Raw genomic sequence first — 16,140 nt, 5'->3', positions numbered from 1 at the left:
CGCCCCCACCCGGAGCACGTCGTGATCGACTACTACTCGACCTCGGCCGAGTTCTACGAACTGGTAGCCACCCGGCACATCGCCAGCAGCGGCCCCCCGCTGACCCGCGTCCTCACCGGACTGGACGTGTCCCACGGGCCCGTCCTGGAAATCGGCGCGGGTACCGGCCGCGTCACCGAGGTGATCGCCTCCGCCCTGCCCGAAGCGGAGATCCTCGCGGCCGAGCCGTCGGCCACCATGCGCGCCATGCTCACCTCCCGGGTAGCCCGCGACCCGGATCTGCGCCGGCGCGTGACCGTCGTCGACGGGGCCGCCCAGGACCTGGTCCTGCCCGAACGGCTCTCCGCCGTCGTCATCTTCGGCGTGGCCGGTCATCTCACCGTCCCCGAACGCGTCGCGCTGTGGAAACGGCTCGCGGACCGTCTTCCGGACGGCGCGCCCATCGTCGTGGAGCTGATGGGTGTGTCCTCGCCCCGCGTCATCCCACCCGTGATGTCCCTCAGGGAGACCATCGGACAGCAGACGTACGAGTGGTGGATCGGCGGCGCACCCACCGAGGGCGACGCCATGCGCTTCACCACCACCTGGAAGGTGCTGCGCGACGGCCGCACCGTGCGCGAGGTCTCCGACACCTACGACTGGCACACCTTCGACGTCGCCCGGCTGGCCCGCGAGGCCGGCATGACCAGCCGCCGCATCACCGAGGCGGGCGGCAGGCCCATCCCCGAAATCGGAGTACTCGTCAAGTGAAGTCACAACCGTCCGAGCCCGGCCCGGCACCGGCAGCCCCGGACGCCGCTGCCGGCGGCACGGGCACCCACGTCACCCCGCCGCCGCTGCGGGCGCTCGCCGCGCCCGTCCGCGGGCGGCTGGCGCTCGCCGTCGGCCTCCAAGCCGTGGCCGCCCTCGCCGGAGTGGTCCCCTTCATCGCCGTCTCCCGCATCGCCGAGCGGCTCACCGGCCGGTCCCCGGCCGACGGTGACGCCCTGTGGCCGCTGGTGGTACTGGCCTGCTCGTCCGGCTTCGTCGCCCTGGTGTGCGGCACGGCGGCCGGCGCCCTCGCCCACATCGCCGACAACGACCTCCAGCTCACCCTCCGCCGGCGGCTCGCCCGGCACATCGGGCGGCTGCCGCTCGGCCGGCTCGTCGACCGGGGCACCGGTGAGGTCAAGCAGGCCGTGCAGGACGACGTGAGCGCGCTGCACACGCTGTTCGCCCACACGCTGCTCGATGTCGTCGCAGTCCTCACCGCCCCCCTTCTGGCACTGGCCTACCTGTTCACGATCGACTGGCGTCTCGCCCTGATCAGCGTGCTGCCCCTGCTGCTGGGCGTGTTCCTGTTCAGCCGGGCCATGGCGGGCGCGGCGGCACAGATGGCCGAGTTCGGTGCCGCGCTGGGCCGGATCTCCGCTGCCGCCGTGGAGTTCGCGTCCGGCATCGCCGTGTTCAAGAGCTTCGGGCGCGGGCGCAAGGCCCACGAGCGTTTCGTCCGCGCGACCGAGGGCTTCGCCGACTTCTTCTCCGGCTGGGTCCGCTCCACGCTGGTCAGCTCCACCGCCGCGATCCTGGTGGTCGCACCGGCCGTGGTCCTGCTGCTCCTGTCCGTGCTGGGCGCGCTGTTCGTCACCCAGGACCGGATGACCGGCGCCGAACTCGTCCCCTTCCTGCTGCTCGGCCCGGCCGTCGCCGCACCCATGGGTGTCGTGGGACCCCGCATCCAGCAGATCCGGGCCGGTCAGGCCGCCGCCGTACGTATCACGGAGCTGCTGCACGCCCCCACCCTCCCCGAGCCCACGAACCCCGCCGTGCCCGGCGGTCACCACATCTCGATGCGCGGGGTGTCCTTCTCCTACGACGGGCATACCGACGTCCTCAGTGGCGTCGACCTCGACCTGGCCCCTGGAACGGTCACCGCACTGGTGGGCCCCTCCGGCTCCGGTAAATCCACCCTGGCGTCACTGCTGCCTCGCTTCCACGACGTCACGGCCGGCACGGTGTCCCTCGGCGGCGTCGACCTCCGCGACATTCCCGCGACCGAGCTGTACCGCCGGGTCGGCTTCGTCCTCCAGGACGTACGGCTCCTGCGGGCGAGCGTCGCCGACAACATCCGCCTCGGCCGCCCGGACGCCACCGACGAGGAGGTCGAGCGGTGCGCCCGCGCCGCCCGCATCCACGACCGGATCACGCAGCTGCCCGACGGCTACATGACCGAACTCGGCAGGACCGTCACCCTCTCCGGCGGAGAGGCGCAACGCCTGTCCATCGCACGGGCGTTGCTCGCCGACGCCCCCGTCCTCGTCCTCGACGAGGCGACGGCGTACGCCGACCCGCACTCCGAGGCACTGATCCAGGACGCGCTGTCCGCGCTCGCGGCAGGCCGCACCCTCCTCGTCATCGCCCACCGCCTGTCGACCATCCGCTCCGCCGACCGGATCATGGTCCTGGAGGGCGGACGCGTGACCGAACAGGGGCGACACGACGACCTGCTGGCCGCCCAGGGCCGCTACACCGCGCTGTGGGAGGCCCAGCACACCACGGCCCCGGACGCGAGCGACCGCATACCGCACCATCGGCCCGCGTCTGTCGGGGCCGACCGTGCGACGGACGACATCCGAGAAGGAAGTGCACGATGATCCGTCAGCTCTACCGCGTCCTGGGACCGGAGGGCTCCCGCCCACTGAACCGGTTGCTGGTCCTCCAGTCCGGCGCGGCCGTCCTCCAGGGCGTCGCCTTCGCCCTCCTCGTGCCCGTTCTCAAGGCCCTGCTCGGCACGGACCCCGACGACGTCTGGCCCTGGCTGACTGCGTTCACCGGCTGCGTACTCGCCTACGCGGCGCTCCAGGGCGCCGCCCTGAGCGGCGGGTTCACCGTCGGCTCCCAGCTCTCCCGGGTGCTGCACCGCCGTATGGCCGACCAGGCCCTGCGCCTGCCGCTGGGCTGGTTCACCGCCGGCCGCACGGCCGAGTACAGCAGGCTGGCCGGCCAGAACGTCATCCAGGTGATGAGCACACCGGCCCACCTGCTGCGCCCCTTCATCAACTCTCTCCTCACCCCGGCCACGCTGGTCATCGCCACCTTCTTCTTCGACGTCCGCACCGCCCTGGTGCTCCTGGTCTGCGCGCCCGTGCTGTTCGCCGTCCAGCAGGCGAGCACTTCGCTGATGCGCCGACTCGACCTCGGCCGCGACGCCGCGATCGGCGAATCCGCCGACCGGGTGCTGGAGTACACCCGCAACCAGCCGGTCCTGCGGGCGTTCGGCCGGACCGCCGAGGGTTACGGAGCACTGGACGACGCCCTGGTGGCCGAGGCGCGCGCCGATCGGCGGCTCATCGTGCGCGGCCTTCCCGGCCTGGTCTCCTTCACCTTCGCCACCCGGCTCGTGTTCGCCCTGCTGCTCGCACTCGGGGTGTCCTGGCAGCTCGACGGGTCGCTCACCGTGCCCACCCTGCTGGCGCTCCTGGTCCTGCTGGTCCGCCTCATCGACAGCGTGTCGTCCGCCGCCGAGGCCGGTGCGGGCATGCGCATCGCCCGCAACACCCTGGAACGCCTCGGCGCCGTCCTCGACGAACCGCCGTTCCCCGAGCCCGCCGAGCCGAAGACACCCCGCGACGCGAGCGTGGAGTTCACCGGGGTCGGCTTCCGCTACGACGACGGGACGGCCGACGGAGACTCGGCACGTCCGGTCCTGAACGACGTGACCTTCCGTCTGCCCGAGCGCAGCATGACCGCCCTGGTGGGGCCCTCCGGCGCCGGCAAGACCACGGTCGCCGGCCTGATCGCCCGCTTCCGGGACACCACGGAGGGCACCGTCCGCATCGGCGGCGTCGACGTCCGCGAGATCGCCGCCGACGATCTGGCCGCCCATGTCTCCCTCGTCTTCCAGGACGTCTACCTCTTCGACGGAACCATTGAGGAGAACGTCAGGATCGCGGCCCCGGACGCCGCCCCGGACGAACTGGCCGAAGCCGCGGCTCTGTCCGGACTCGACCGGGTGATCGCGGAGTTGCCCGACGGCTGGGACACCAAGGTGGGGGAGGGAGGCGCGCGGCTGTCCGGCGGGCAGCGCCAGCGCGTGTCCATCGGCCGCGCACTGCTGAAGGACGCACCCATCCTTGTCCTCGACGAAGCCACCGCCGCGCTCGACCAGGAGAACGAGGCGCTGTTCGCCGAGGCTGTGCGCACCCTGGCCGACCGCAAGACGCTGCTCGTCATCGCGCACCGGCTGAGCACCGTCGTGCACGCGGACCAGATCCTGGTCCTGGAGGACGGCGAGATCACCGAGCGAGGCACGCACCACGACCTGGTCACCGCAGGCGGAACCTACGCGTCCTTCTGGCAGGGGCGGGCACGGGCCCACGGCTGGCGGCTGGAGGCGGCACGGACGTGACCCCACACCCCGTACCAGCGCCCCACCGGACACGGCCGCAGCGTCAGAGGGAAGGCACGACACGATGAACACCGGTTCGAGGAACATGTGGGACTCATGGGCGAGTTCCGTTCCCGCACTCGTACACTCGACCACCCTGGAGCCCTGCCGTGACCTCGCGGCCGCCGCCACCCGCCTGGCCCAAGCCGCTCTCGCCGACCAGTACATGGTCTACGAGGCAGCGGGCGGTGTCTGGCACTTCGCGGCCGGCTCCGCCATGGACCTCACCGCGCACCCGGCCACCCTCACCGCGCGGGCGGCGGGGCGCACCTGGACCTCCCCCACCGACGACAGGCCACTGACGGTGTTCTCCGACGCACTGAGCGCCCTGTCCTCGGCGCACGGCGCGCACGACGGCGGACGTCCCTTCTACGGCTGGGCGGCCTTCGAACTCGCCCACCTCCTCCACGCCGACCCCGCGGCCACCGGTGACGGACCTCTGCTGCACGCACTGATCCCGTCCGTCGAGGTGACCCTCACCGGCGACCGGACCGGGGTCCGCGCGGTGGACGAGGCGTGGCTCCGCAAGGTCGCCGACCTGCTGGCGGAGCCGGCGACCCGGCAGCTCCCACCGGACGAGACGACTCCGGACGTGACCGAGCGGATCATCGCGGCCGGCACCGCCGCCTACGGCGGCGCGGTGTCCCGGACGGTCGAGGACATCCGTGCCGGGCTCCTGGAGAAGGCCGTCGTCTCCCGGAAGGTCCCGCTGCCCGCCGGACCACCCGTGGACTTCCCCGCGACGTACCTCGCCGGCCGCCGGGCCAACACACCGGCCCGTTCCTACCTACTGGATCTCGGCGGCTACCGGGCGGCCGGGTTCAGCCCAGAGACGGTCCTGGAGGTGGGGGAGAACGGCCGCGTCAGCACCCAGCCGCTCGCCGGCACCCGCGCCCGCGGTACGGATCCGGCGGAGAACGAGCGCCTGCGCGCGGAACTGCTCACCGATCCCAAGGAGATACACGAGCACGCCGTGTCCGTGCGCCTGGCCTGGGACGAGATGGCGGCCGTGTGTGTGCCTGGGTCCGTCGCTGTGGAGGAGTTCATGACCGTCCGGCCGCGCGGTTCGGTGCAGCACCTCGCCTCGCGGCTGACAGGCCGACTGCGGCCCGACGCCGGAGCGTGGGACGCCTTCGCCTCCCTCTTCCCCGCGATCACCGCCACCGGCGTCTCCAAACGCTCCGCCCTCCAGGCACTGGCCCGCCACGAGGAGGGGCCCCGCGGTCTGTACGGCGGCGCGGTCTTCCGGGGGAGCACCGGCGGGGCCCTCGACGCCGCCCTCGTCCTGCGCACACTCATCGGTGAGGGCAACGAGACGTGGCTGCGCGCGGGCGCGGGAGTCACCGCTCAGTCCAGCCCCCAACGCGAGATCGAGGAGACTTGCGAGAAGCTCCGCAGCGTCGCCCCGTACCTGAGACACGCCACGGGCTGACCGCGGTCCGCGTGGCCCAGGCACCCCTCGGCGGCGGGAACCGGGCCCGTCTTGCCGGAACGGCAAGGAACTTGGCGGCGAGGCCGACCTTCCGGAGACAGTTGGGACGCCGCCGCGCCCTTTGACGGGCGGAACGATCGAACAGGAGTCGTCATGGCACAGCAACCCCAAGGGCCCACGGCGGAGCAACTCGCCGCGTCCACACCCGGCGAGTTCTGGGACAGCCTCTACCGTGAGCGAGCCGACGACGGCGCCCCTTGGGGCACCCGGGTGAACCCGGTACTGGAGGAGGTCGCGGGCGGGCTCCCGCCAGGAACCGCGCTCGATCTCGGGTGCGGGACCGGCGGAGACACCCTGTGGCTCGCCACCCGCGGATGGCAGGTCACAGCGGTCGACATCTCTCCGACCGCTGTGGACCGGCTCACCGACGTCGCTCGTGCCCAGGGACTCGACGAGCTTGTCTCGGCCGAGTGCCACGACCTGGCCCGGACGTTCCCGGAGGGAGAGTTCGACCTGGTCTCGGCGCAGTACTTCCACACGCCGTACGACCCCCCCCGGGGCACCATCCTGCGCATCGCGGCCGAGTCACTGCGACCGGGCGGACGGCTCATTGTCGTCGACCACGGCTCTCTCGCTCCCTGGTCCTGGAACCAGGACCGGGACACACTTCCCCACGCCGGACGAGGTCCACGCCGACCTCGGCCTGCCCACCGCTGGATGGGCCGTCGAACGGGCCTGCGCGCGAGACCGCCGGGCAATGGGTCCGGGCGGGCAGTCCGCCACCGTCACTGACCACGTCCTGCTCGTCCGCCGCGCGACCGGCTGAGCACGTTCGGGGTGGAAGGGACGGTGCCGACGCCAGACGAAGGTGGTGACGCCTGCTTCGTCGGCTTCCTGGGGGAGCAGGGCGCACGCAGGGTGCTGGGCTGCGGCGGCAGCCTCGGCGTCGAAGCCGGCGAAGGCCAGCCGGGCGAGCTCCGGCGAGTCGGCGCTCACCTGACGGGCGGTGGGGTGGAGTTGGGTGAAGAGCGCCCGGTCCTCGTCGTCGGCGTCCTCGCTCTCCACGACGGCGAGGACGGGGGCGTACTCCAGTTGCCTGGCCCAGGTGTCGCCGACTGTGCGCTGGTCGCCGGCTGCGGCCGCGAGGCCCGCTTCGGCCAGGTCGTCGCCGTTGCCGAGGCAGGGGAGGACGAGAGCCGGATCGACTGCCGTGCTCACGTTGGTGAGTTGGACCGCGTCGTCGCGCACCTGGCGCAGGACGGTGCCGTCGGCCGCTGTGGACAGGTCGTGGTGAAGGGCGACGCTGTCGGGTTCGAGGCGCAACAGGCGCTCCACGACCTTCCTGCGCGCCTCGCAATGGAGCCCGGCGACGATGACGACGGGCGTCCGGTCTCGCCCCGCATCAGTTGGCTCCGCGCCGACCGTACCGGCGCTCGAAGCGCTCGACTCGCCCGGCGGTGTCCAGGACCCGGGCGGTCCCGGTGTAGAAGGGGTGGCTGACGTTCGAGATCTCGACGTCGACCACCGGGTAGGTGTTGCCGTCCTCCCAGTCGATGGTCTTGTCGCTGGTCATGGTGGAGCGCGTGAGAAACGCGTAGTTCGCGGCCCGGTCGCGGAAGACGACGGGGCCGTAGGCGGGGTGGATTCCGGGCTTCATGGGGCGTCCTTGAGATCTGGGGCGGCGGAGGCGGAGTGGCGGGAGGTCAGCGTTCCTCGCGGAAGTCGACGTGGCGCCGGGCGATCGGGTCGTACTTGCGCAGCACCATGCGGTCGAGGTCGTTACGGCGGTTCTTGCGAGTGACGTACGTGTAGCCGGTTCCCGCCGTGGAGCGGAGCTTGATGATCGGGCGTACTGGCTGCCCAGCGAGGGGCGGCATGTCCGGCTGACGCTCAGTGCGAAGGCGGTCAAGACCGTCGACAGCATCGGCATCGAGGCCGCCGTGGCCCGGATCCGCGCCCGAGGGGAGAAGGTCTGATGGCCACGAAGAGCAAGATCGCGCAGACGAGAAGCGCAAGGCGGTCGTCGAGCGGTACGCGGCCCGCCGTGCGGAGTTGAAGGAGATCATCCGTCGGCCGTCCTCCACCGACGCCGAACGCCCGGCCGCAGTGGAAGAACTGCGGCGCCGGCCCCGCAACGCGAGCGCTACCCGAGTGCGCAACCGGGACAGCGTGGACGGGCGGCCGCGCGGTCACCTTCGGAAGTTCGGACTGTCTCGCGTCCGCGTGCGTGAGCAGGCCCATGCCGGCTTCCTGCCCGGGGTCACCAAGTCCTCCTGGCAGCCGCGCCGCTCGCGCGACGGGCCCCGAGTCCGGCCATGACTTGGCGGAGTCATGGCCGGACCTCCGCTGAGCGTGCCTGCAGGTATCAGGGCAGGCGCAGGAGGTTGAGCCGGTAGCCCTCGGCCTGGGGCAGCCGCTGCGCAGCGATGGCGGACACCATCTGCTGGTAGGGGAGTGGCAACTGGGCCACCAGGTCCTCGGGCAGGCTGGTGAGGGTGTGTGACGCCAGTACGTGTGCTCCCGGCCGCCAGTCGACCAATTGGGCCGGACCAGGGCAGTACCAGTGCATACGGGCCTCGACCTTGCTCAGGGCGTCATGCTGTTCCTGAGTGTCGAAGAAACCGGGGCCGGCGGTGTCCAGGGCCAGCAGGGCACCCGGGAAGTGGTCGGCGAGGAGGTCGATGACCCCGCGCACGTCGGGTTCGTGCAGGTAGGGCAGTACGGCCTCCGCGACGAACAAGTACGGACCGGTGGCGTGCGAGGCCACCTCCGCGGCCCACGCCCGGTCTGTCACCGACGCCGCGATCATCGTCCGTCGGGGGCTGTCCGCGAAGAAGTTCCGGCGCAGGTCGATCACGTCGGGCAGGTCGAGTTCGTACCAACGGGCGCGGCCGTTGTCGACGCGTTCATGGCGGGTGTTGAGCCCGGTGCCGATCTCGACCACGGTGGCGTCGGGGTGCGCGGACAGGAAGTCATTCACCCAACGGTCGAAGAGACGGGTGCGCAGTAACGCGCCGGTGAGGCTCGGGAGTTCGTCGAAGCGTCCGAAGTCGTAGTCGATCGAGGCGACGATCTCTTCGGCCCGTGGGTCCCTCAGTAGTGCGTGTTCCTTGCGGTTCTCCACGGCGCGGGCATACAGCGGTATGAGGAGGGTCTCCTGCACCGTCCCCAGGCGCGGCTTCTTCCTGTCGTCCATGAGCGGCCTCTCTGACACGGGTGTGTACCGGGCCGGACGGTGCCGTGGCTGCGACCACCGCCCGACCCGGAGTTTCAGCGCCCCGTCACGGTGGCGAGGGGGTCGTGCTCGTGCGCGCAGCTCTCGTCGAAGCCGTAGGTGTCCCAGGCGGGGAAGGGGTCGGAAGCGGGCAGGGCTTCGCCTTCCCGCATGAGGCAGTCGGTCAGGGCCGCCCGCAGCGGCTCCGCGTCCAGCTGGGTTCCGATGAAGACGAGTTCTTGAGCGTAGGGGCTGTCGGCGTCGCGAGCGGAGGAGGGTTCGAAGCGGGCCACCGACCCGGCCTGCGACCACAGTCCCGTCACAAGGGGGCGGCTGGCGAGGGTGAAGAAGCCCTTGGACCGGAGGACCTGCCCGTAGTCGCCGCTGTCCAGTGCCTCCGTCACGAACGTCCACAGCCGCCCGGGGTGGAAGGGCCTTCCGGAGCGGAAGACGGTCGACGAGATGCCGTATTCCTCCGTCTCGGGGACGTGGTCGCCGTTGAGTTCCCTGACCCAGCCCGGTGCCTGCTGGGCCCGCTCCAGGTCGAAGCGGCTGGTGCCCAGCACTTCGCTGACGGGTACACGGCCTCGTTCGGCAGGCACGATGCGGGCGGCGGGATTGAGACGCGCCAAGGTGGCGTGCAACTGCTCGGCGGCAGTGGACTCGACGATGTCGAGCTTGTTGAGGACGATGACGTCGGCGAACTCGATCTGGTCCATCAGTAGGTCGCTGACCGTGCGTTCGTCGTCCTCGTACTGGTCCAGGCCCCGTTCGGCCAGCTCGTCGCCGCCGGCCAGTTCGGGCAGGAAGTTGGCGGCGTCCACGACCGTGACCATCGTGTCCAGCCGGGCCAGGTCGCCGAGGGTGGCGCCGTCGTCGCGGGCGAAGGCGAAGGTGGCGGCCACCGGCATGGGCTCCGAGATACCGGACGACTCGATGAGGAGGTAGTCGAAACGCCCCTCGCGCGCCAGCCGGTGCACCTCTTCGAGCAGGTCGTCCCGGAGGGTGCAGCAGATGCACCCGTTGGTCATCTCGACCAGGCGTTCCTCGGTGCGGGACAGTGCGGCTTCGCCGCCGCGCACCAGGGCTGCGTCGATGTTGACCTCGCTCATGTCATTGACGATGACAGCGACGCGCAGACCCTCGCGGTTGGTGAGGACGTGGTTGAGCAGGGTGGTCTTTCCGGCACCGAGGAACCCCGACAGGACGGTGACGGGAAGGCGCCGCGAGGGAGCGTGGGTCATGCCGGGGTCAGCCTTCCGGGCGAAGGAGACCGCGCTCGTACGCCTTGGCCAGCCGCTGGGGGACGCGGTACGGGACACCGTCCACCGTGACCGTCACCAGCTGTGGCGTCGTGGCCTTCCACTGCGCGCGACGGTGCCGGGTGTTGCTGCGCGACATCTTGCGTTTGGGTACGGCCATGAGGACCTCCGGGTGCGATTGGTAAGCAGGACAAACGATACATGAAAATGAATGTCATTACGATCGGTGTCGTCGTGCCCCTTCGTGCCGATTTCTCTCGGCGGCTTCCCGGGGTGACCCTGCGCCACTGCCTCGGTCGGCGCGGACCGTCGGACTGGTGGGCAGACGGGTGCGCCAGCCGCTCGCACCGTGACGCTCCGCGTGGAGATGTGCGGGACTGCAAGCCCGGGAATAGAACCTGACCTAGTGGTGGCCCCCGGCCGCGAGTGACCGGGGCTGCACGTCAAGGCAGTTCCAGGAGTCCTCTTGGCATCCCCCTGTCAATACCGGTCAGAAGTGGACGAGAGACAACTCCTTGTCGGCGCGCTCAGTCAGGTTGAGCATAGGTTCGGCCGAAGCCATCCGGCGGTGATCGAGTCATGCCTCTGCACCGGGATCGATGGGACGGTTGTGCAGTGCCGTCCCGGGCGGGGGTCTGACTCGTGAGATCTATGACCGAAGTGTCCAATCACGGACCTGTCGACTGCCGTTGCGGGATGCTGCCTGCCACCGAGCCCGACCCGACAGAGCAGTACCTCCTCAAGCACGGAACCACCGGCCCGGCGCGAGGTCGTCCTGGGCGTGGACACGCACGGCGAGGTGCACGTCGCCGCCGTGATCTCCCCGCTGGGGAAGATCCTGGGAACGGAGTCCTTTCCGGCCACGGCGGCCGGCTACCGACAGCTGCTCGTCTGGGCCCGCAAGCGGGGCACGGTGCGCCGGGCCGGCGTGGAGGGCACCGGCACCTTCGGAGCGGGTCTGTCCCGCTACCTGCTGGCAATGAGCTCAACCAGCGACTGACCCGGCTCGTCGAACTCCACGCCCCACAGCTACTCGTGCCGGTGGGCATCGGCCCGGACAGCGCCGTCACTCTCCTGATCACCATGGGAGACAACCCCGAGCGGCTGAACACCGAGGCGTCCTTTGCTGCCCTTTGCGGAGTCAGCCCCATCGAGTACTCCTCTGGCCGGCGGCGCACACGCCGGCTCAACTACGGCGGCGACCGCCAGGCGAACGCCGCCCTGCACCGCATCGTCTTCACCCGGCTACGTCACGATCCCCGTACCCAGGCGTACTACGAACGCCGCACCCAGGAGGGCAAGACTCGCCGTGAGATCATCCGATGCCTCAAGCGATACGCAGCCCGCGAGGTCTTCAACCTGGTCAGACAGGTTCCCCGTACCCCCGCGTTACAGGGGCGTCCGTGAGACGTGAGAGGGTCTGGGGCGTGAGTGAGACACCGTCGACCCCCCTGCAATACCGCTTTGACGGGCCAGAAGAGGCCCCGGTCCTGATCCTCGGTCCCTCACTGGGTACCACATGGCACATGTGGGACCGGCAGGTGCCCGAGTTGGCGCAGCAGTGGAGGGTCTTCCGCTTCGACCTGCCGGGACACGGCGGCGCCGCCGCCCACCCGGGGGGCTCCGTCGCCGAGCTCACCACGCGTCTGCTGGCCACACTCGACGGACTCGGCGTGCAGCGCTTCGGCTACGCGGGCTGCGCCTTCGGCGGTGCCGTCGGCATCGAGCTGGCGCTGCGCCATCCCGAACGCCTCGCCTCCCTCGCGCTGATCGCCGCCTCGCCGCGCTTCGGGACGGCGGACGAGTTCCGCCAGCGTGGTGTGATCGTCCGTACGAACGGGTTGGACCCCATCGCGCGCAGCTCGCCGGAGCGATGGTTCACGGGAGGGTTCGCCGCCGCGCAGCCCGCGATCACCGAGTGGGCCGTGCAGATGGTGCGGACCACCGACCCCGGCTGCTACATCGCCGCCTGCGAAGCGCTCGCCGCGTTCGACGTGCGTGGCGAGCTCGGGCAGGTCGGCGTCCCGACCCTGGTCCTGGTCGGCTCCGACGACCAGGTCACCGGCCCCGCCGAGGCCCGCACCCTGGTCGCCGGCATCCCGGACGCCCGTCTCGCCGTCGTCCCCGGCGCCTCCCACCTGGTCCCGGTCGAGCAGCCCGCGGCCGTCACCGACCTGCTGGTGCGGCACTTCACCACCGCCTGGCAGACCGGCCACGACGCGTCCACGGGCCAGATCGCCGTCCCGGCCGCCCACGCGACCGCACCCGTCGCCCCCGCGGGGCCCGCAGCACCCGCGGCCCTCGCGCCCTCGGCCGCCCCCGTCCAGCCGGCCATGGCCCCGCCGCCGCAGTCGGCCGCGCCCATCGCCGAGATCGCCCCGGCCGCCGTACCGCCGCAGGTCCCGGCACAGGGACGGCCCGACCCGTACGAGGCGGGGCTCAAGGTGCGCCGCGAAGTGCTCGGTGACGCGCACGTCGACCAGGCGCTGGCGCAGGCGGACGAGTTCTCGGGGGACTTCCAGGAGTTCCTCACCCGGTACTCGTGGGGCGAGGTCTGGGACCGGCCCGGCCTGGACCGGCGCACCCGTAGCTGCGTCACCCTCACCGCCCTCGTCGCCGGCGGCCACCTGGAGGAACTCGCGCCCCACCTCCGGGCCGCCCTGCGCAACGGCCTCACCCCGGGCGAGATCAAGGAAGTACTGCTCCAGGCGGCCGTCTACTGCGGCGTACCGGCCGCAAACGGCGCCTTTCGGGTGGCGCAGCAGGTGATCCGGGAGGAGACCACGCCGCCCGAGTGAGTCCTGCCCGGCCGCGGGCCGGCCCGCGGCGGCAGGATGGAGTCATGAAGCTCACCAAGAAGTCGCATGCCTGCGTCCGCCTCGAAAAGGACGGGCGGACGCTCGTCCTGGACCCCGGCGGATTCAGCGAGGAGGACGCCGCCCTCGGCGCGGACGCGATCCTCGTCACCCACGAGCACCCCGACCACTTCGACGAGCTGCGGTTGCGCGCCGCGATGGAGAACGACCCGGCCGCCGAGATCTGGACGCTGAAGTCGGTCGCGGAGAAGATCTCGGCGGCGTTCCCGGGCCGCGTGCACACCGTCGGCCACGGTGACACCTTCACCGCCGCGGGATTCGACGTGCAGGTCCACGGCGAGCTGCACGCGGTGATCCACCCGGACATCCCCCGCGTGACCAACGTGGGCTTCCTCGTCGAGGGCGGCAAGGTCTTCCACCCCGGCGACGCCCTCACCGTCCCCGACCACCCGGTGGAGACGCTGATGCTCCCGGTCATGGCGCCGTGGAACAAGATCTCCGAGGTCATCGACTACGTCCGCGAGGTGAAGCCGCAGCGCGCCTACGACATCCACGACGCCCTCCTCACCGACCTCGCCCGGCCGATCTACGACCGCCAGATCGGCGAGCTGGGCGGCGCCGAGCACCGGCGGCTCACCCCGGGGGACTCCGCGCGCGTGTGAGGCCCCGACCGGTGACGATCCCGGGCGGGACGGGGTTGTCAGTGCCGCCCGGTAGGTTGTGGGACATGCGCATCGCGACCTGGAACGTGAACTCGATCACCGCCCGCCTGCCGAGGCTGCTCGCCTGGCTGGAGAGCAGCGGCACCGACGTGCTCTGCCTCCAGGAGGCCAAGGTCGCCGAGGACCAGTTCCCCTTCGACGAGCTGCGCGAGAAGGGCTACGAGGCGGCGGTGCACGCCACCGGCCGGTGGAACGGCGTGGCGGTGCTCTCCCGCGTCGGCCTGGAGGACGTGGTCAAGGGACTGCCCGGCGATCCCGGCTACGACGGCGCACAGGAGCCCCGCGCGATCTCCGCCACCTGCGGCCCGGTCCGCGTCTGGTCGGTGTACGTGCCCAACGGCCGCGAGGTGGAGCACCCCCACTACGCCTACAAGCTCCAGTGGCTCGAGGCGCTCCGCGCGGCCGTCGAGGGCGACGCGACCGGCAGCCGCCCGTTCGCGGTGATGGGCGATTACAACGTCGCCCCGACCGACGACGACGTCTACGACCGCGCCGCCTTCGACGACTCCACCCACGTCACCCCCGCCGAGCGTGCCGCCCTCGCCTCCCTGCGCGGCGCCGGCCTGTCCGACGTGGTCCCGCGCCCGCTCAAGTACGACCACCCCTTCACCTACTGGGACTACCGCCAGCTCTGCTTCCCCAAGAACCGCGGCATGCGCATCGACCTGGTGTACGGCAACGAGCCCTTCGCCAAGGCGGTCACCGACTCCTACGTCGACCGCGAGGAGCGCAAGGGCAAGGGCGCCTCGGACCACGCGCCGGTCGTGGTGGACCTGGACGTGTAGCCGCCCCCGGCCTCCCGCGCCGCTCCTGCGTGCCCTGTGGTGCACATGGCGGTACGAATGACAGTCTGGAGGTATGAACTTCCCCTTCCTGGGCAAGCGGCGCGAAGATCACCGGGCTCACGACGCCGAGGGCATCGGTGAACTGCTCGCCGACTGTGATCTGCTGCGCTCCCAGGCGTTGCGGGAGGGTGTCCGGCTCGACGACTCCGCGGTCTCGCTCGAGCAGCTCGACCAGGTGCTGCCGCGCTGGCGGAGCGACGAGGAGATCCTGGCCTGGCTCGGCAACGACGCCGGTCTGTACCTCGGCACCGTGATCGTGCGCACTGTGCCCGGCGCCGCCTGGTCCATCCGCTCCGACGGGCAGCCCGTCGTCCGGCTCGCCTCCGGCCGGGAGTTCGACGTGGTGGCGTCCGGCCACGCCTGGGCGGCGGACGGCGTGCCCGAGCTTTCCCAGCTGTACGGCGAGGTCGCGGAAACGTGAACCCTTGGCCCAACGATCGCCTTAAATAGGGCTAATGCCCGAAAGGTGCGTGTCGTTGGCATACCTGCCGTTTGTATCGATACGTTGCAGTGGTCGGGTCACACACGAACGCACAGGGGCATACGCAGGGTGCAGCCGGAGATCACTGTTCGCGCGGCGGATCGGACGCCAGGACGGGCCGTCCGCAGGCGAGCAGAAGGTCAGCTGCACACCGGTCTCAGGCCCGGTGGGAGTTGCGGGTCGTCGGCGCCGGCAGGGGGCTCGTCGCCGCCCGGGTCACGTCCCCGACGAGCTCGACGACATCCGGGCCGTACGCCTGCGAGTTGACCACCTTCAGCAGCAGCACGAAGGAGTTGTTGCCGTGCTTGCGGGCGAGCTTCTCGTGGTGACGCGCGAGGTAGCGGGTGGCGGCCTGGTTGGTGATCGCGCGCTGGCCGCAGAACAGGAACGCGGGCCGGGCCTCCCGCCGGTCCCCGGCGGTGAGACGGGCCAGCAGGACGTACTCCGTGACGCCCGCGTCCATGCGGTAGCGCTCGCCACCGATCTGGAAGGCGCCGCGGTCCGGGCCCGGCTCCGGATCGATGTTGATCCGCACCCCGGGCAGCATGGCCGCCATGTGGGCCACCATGCGCCGGTTCGACCCGGGACCGCCCACGCAGAACTCCGTACGCTCGCCGAAGCCCTGGTGGACCATGTCCTGGGTGACCACCTGGACGTGCGCGCCGCAGCCCTTGATCAGTGCGGACAGCTCCAGCAGCGCGAAGACGTCGAAGCGGTGGACCGCGGGTTCGGAGGCGGCGGGGTCCCGGTTGACGACCAGCAGCGACTCGGAACTGTCCGGCAGTCCGAAGAACGCCTGCTTGCGGCGGAGTCTCCGCTTCCACAGGTAGGTGCGGGCGAACCAGCCCAGCGCGGCGCTGATGCCCGCCGCGACCACGCCGAGGACGATGTTGCGTACGTCGTCAGTCATGGGCGCGCATGCTAGCGGGCATCGGCGTACCG

Annotated in this window: 14 protein-coding genes and 5 pseudogenes; 12 read left to right on the top strand and 7 right to left on the bottom strand. The window is 71.1% G+C overall.

What is annotated here, in order from left to right; translation table 11 throughout:
• The first annotated feature begins 21 nt into the window (after positions 1 to 21).
• From RI578_RS07240 to RI578_RS07220, 5 genes and pseudogenes are all read left to right on the top strand, one after another.
• On the top strand, positions 22 to 750 hold the full coding sequence (locus tag RI578_RS07240) for a class I SAM-dependent methyltransferase (protein WP_310870309.1): 729 nt from the start codon (positions 22 to 24) through the stop codon (positions 748 to 750).
• The gene (locus tag RI578_RS07235) at positions 747 to 2,633 is read left to right on the top strand and encodes an ABC transporter ATP-binding protein (RefSeq protein ID WP_310870308.1); all 1,887 of its coding nucleotides are present in this window, start codon (positions 747 to 749) and stop codon (positions 2,631 to 2,633) included. The genes RI578_RS07240 and RI578_RS07235 overlap by 4 nt, the downstream gene beginning before the upstream one ends.
• A complete protein-coding gene (locus tag RI578_RS07230; protein WP_310870307.1) occupies positions 2,630 to 4,387 on the top strand; it encodes an ABC transporter ATP-binding protein in 1,758 nt (585 codons plus the stop codon). Before RI578_RS07235 ends, RI578_RS07230 begins: the two co-directional genes overlap by 4 nt.
• Before the next feature lie 64 nt (positions 4,388 to 4,451).
• Complete coding sequence (locus tag RI578_RS07225; RefSeq protein WP_310870306.1) at positions 4,452 to 5,858, top strand: salicylate synthase; 1,407 nt, start codon at positions 4,452 to 4,454, stop codon at positions 5,856 to 5,858.
• Positions 5,859 to 6,011: 153 nt separating this feature from the next.
• Positions 6,012 to 6,684: pseudogene (locus tag RI578_RS07220) on the top strand (class I SAM-dependent methyltransferase).
• 2 nt (positions 6,685 to 6,686) lie between these two features.
• On the opposite strand, the pseudogene RI578_RS07215 reads toward RI578_RS07220, so the two are convergent.
• From RI578_RS07215 to rpmG, 3 genes and pseudogenes are all read right to left on the bottom strand, one after another.
• Positions 6,687 to 7,232, bottom strand: a pseudogene (locus RI578_RS07215) (cobalamin biosynthesis protein CobW); the annotation flags it as partial.
• Between the two features lie 28 nt (positions 7,233 to 7,260).
• Positions 7,261 to 7,515: a type B 50S ribosomal protein L31 gene (locus RI578_RS07210; RefSeq protein ID WP_310870305.1), complete on the bottom strand. Its 255-nt coding sequence runs from the start codon at positions 7,513 to 7,515 to the stop codon at positions 7,261 to 7,263.
• A gap of 46 nt (positions 7,516 to 7,561) precedes the next feature.
• Positions 7,562 to 7,735 (bottom strand): 50S ribosomal protein L33, encoded by a 174-nt coding sequence (rpmG, locus tag RI578_RS07205; protein ID WP_310870304.1) that lies wholly within the window; start codon positions 7,733 to 7,735, stop codon positions 7,562 to 7,564.
• Here rpmG and RI578_RS07200 point away from each other — a divergent pair.
• Both RI578_RS07200 and rpsN read left to right on the top strand, forming a co-directional pair.
• Positions 7,703 to 7,834 (top strand): annotated as a pseudogene (locus RI578_RS07200) (50S ribosomal protein L28); the annotation flags it as partial. The gene rpmG and the pseudogene RI578_RS07200 overlap by 33 nt on opposite strands.
• Positions 7,834 to 8,177, top strand: a pseudogene (rpsN, locus tag RI578_RS07195) (30S ribosomal protein S14). The pseudogenes RI578_RS07200 and rpsN, both read left to right, overlap by 1 nt.
• Before the next feature lie 46 nt (positions 8,178 to 8,223).
• On the opposite strand, the gene RI578_RS07190 reads toward rpsN, so the two are convergent.
• The 3 genes from RI578_RS07190 to rpmF form a co-directional block, all read right to left on the bottom strand.
• Positions 8,224 to 9,054 carry a class I SAM-dependent methyltransferase gene (locus tag RI578_RS07190; protein ID WP_310870303.1) on the bottom strand — a complete coding sequence of 277 codons (831 nt, stop codon included), beginning with the start codon at positions 9,052 to 9,054 and terminating at the stop codon, positions 8,224 to 8,226.
• 74 nt (positions 9,055 to 9,128) lie between these two features.
• On the bottom strand, positions 9,129 to 10,316 hold the full coding sequence (locus RI578_RS07185; protein ID WP_310870302.1) for a GTP-binding protein: 1,188 nt from the start codon (positions 10,314 to 10,316) through the stop codon (positions 9,129 to 9,131).
• Positions 10,317 to 10,323: 7 nt separating this feature from the next.
• Positions 10,324 to 10,494, bottom strand: a complete 171-nt coding sequence (gene rpmF, locus RI578_RS07180; RefSeq protein WP_310870301.1) for a 50S ribosomal protein L32 — start codon at positions 10,492 to 10,494, stop codon at positions 10,324 to 10,326.
• Between the two features lie 615 nt (positions 10,495 to 11,109).
• Between rpmF and RI578_RS07175 the strand changes: the two are divergent.
• The 5 genes and pseudogenes from RI578_RS07175 (at position 11,110) to RI578_RS07155 (ending at position 15,138) form a co-directional block, all read left to right on the top strand.
• Positions 11,110 to 11,741, top strand: a pseudogene (locus tag RI578_RS07175) (transposase).
• A gap of 20 nt (positions 11,742 to 11,761) precedes the next feature.
• Positions 11,762 to 13,132, top strand: a complete 1,371-nt coding sequence (locus RI578_RS07170) for an alpha/beta fold hydrolase (protein ID WP_310870300.1) — start codon at positions 11,762 to 11,764, stop codon at positions 13,130 to 13,132.
• A 44-nt stretch (positions 13,133 to 13,176) separates the two neighbouring features.
• Positions 13,177 to 13,812, top strand: coding sequence for an MBL fold metallo-hydrolase (locus RI578_RS07165; protein ID WP_310870299.1), 636 nt, complete (start codon positions 13,177 to 13,179; stop codon positions 13,810 to 13,812).
• Between the two features lie 65 nt (positions 13,813 to 13,877).
• Entirely contained in the window at positions 13,878 to 14,657 is a 780-nt protein-coding gene (locus RI578_RS07160; RefSeq protein WP_310870298.1) for an exodeoxyribonuclease III, read from the top strand.
• A 73-nt stretch (positions 14,658 to 14,730) separates the two neighbouring features.
• Positions 14,731 to 15,138: a DUF6278 family protein gene (locus RI578_RS07155; protein ID WP_310870297.1), complete on the top strand. Its 408-nt coding sequence runs from the start codon at positions 14,731 to 14,733 to the stop codon at positions 15,136 to 15,138.
• A gap of 217 nt (positions 15,139 to 15,355) precedes the next feature.
• Here the strand turns inward: RI578_RS07155 and RI578_RS07150 are convergent, their stop codons facing one another.
• A complete protein-coding gene (locus RI578_RS07150) occupies positions 15,356 to 16,108 on the bottom strand; it encodes a hypothetical protein (RefSeq protein ID WP_310870296.1) in 753 nt (250 codons plus the stop codon).
• Positions 16,109 to 16,140 lie beyond the last annotated feature (32 nt).

It is taken from the genome of Streptomyces sp. BB1-1-1 (assembly GCF_031597775.1).
Lineage (GTDB): Bacteria > Actinomycetota > Actinomycetes > Streptomycetales > Streptomycetaceae > Streptomyces > Streptomyces thinghirensis.
This window is presented reverse-complemented; position numbering and strand designations above follow the sequence as displayed.

Coding starts and splice junctions, on each gene's coding strand:
- RI578_RS07185 (WP_310870302.1), bottom strand. CDS start 10,316: ATGACCCACGCTCCCTCGCGGCGCCTTCCCGTCACCGTCCTGTCGGGG.
- RI578_RS07210 (WP_310870305.1), bottom strand. CDS start 7,515: ATGAAGCCCGGAATCCACCCCGCCTACGGCCCCGTCGTCTTCCGCGAC.
- RI578_RS07165 (WP_310870299.1), top strand. CDS start 13,177: ATGAAGCTCACCAAGAAGTCGCATGCCTGCGTCCGCCTCGAAAAGGAC.
- rpmF (WP_310870301.1), bottom strand. CDS start 10,494: ATGGCCGTACCCAAACGCAAGATGTCGCGCAGCAACACCCGGCACCGT.
- rpmG (WP_310870304.1), bottom strand. CDS start 7,735: ATGCCGCCCCTCGCTGGGCAGCCAGTACGCCCGATCATCAAGCTCCGC.
- RI578_RS07155 (WP_310870297.1), top strand. CDS start 14,731: ATGAACTTCCCCTTCCTGGGCAAGCGGCGCGAAGATCACCGGGCTCAC.
- RI578_RS07190 (WP_310870303.1), bottom strand. CDS start 9,054: ATGGACGACAGGAAGAAGCCGCGCCTGGGGACGGTGCAGGAGACCCTC.
- RI578_RS07230 (WP_310870307.1), top strand. CDS start 2,630: ATGATCCGTCAGCTCTACCGCGTCCTGGGACCGGAGGGCTCCCGCCCA.
- RI578_RS07225 (WP_310870306.1), top strand. CDS start 4,452: ATGAACACCGGTTCGAGGAACATGTGGGACTCATGGGCGAGTTCCGTT.
- RI578_RS07160 (WP_310870298.1), top strand. CDS start 13,878: ATGCGCATCGCGACCTGGAACGTGAACTCGATCACCGCCCGCCTGCCG.
- RI578_RS07150 (WP_310870296.1), bottom strand. CDS start 16,108: ATGACTGACGACGTACGCAACATCGTCCTCGGCGTGGTCGCGGCGGGC.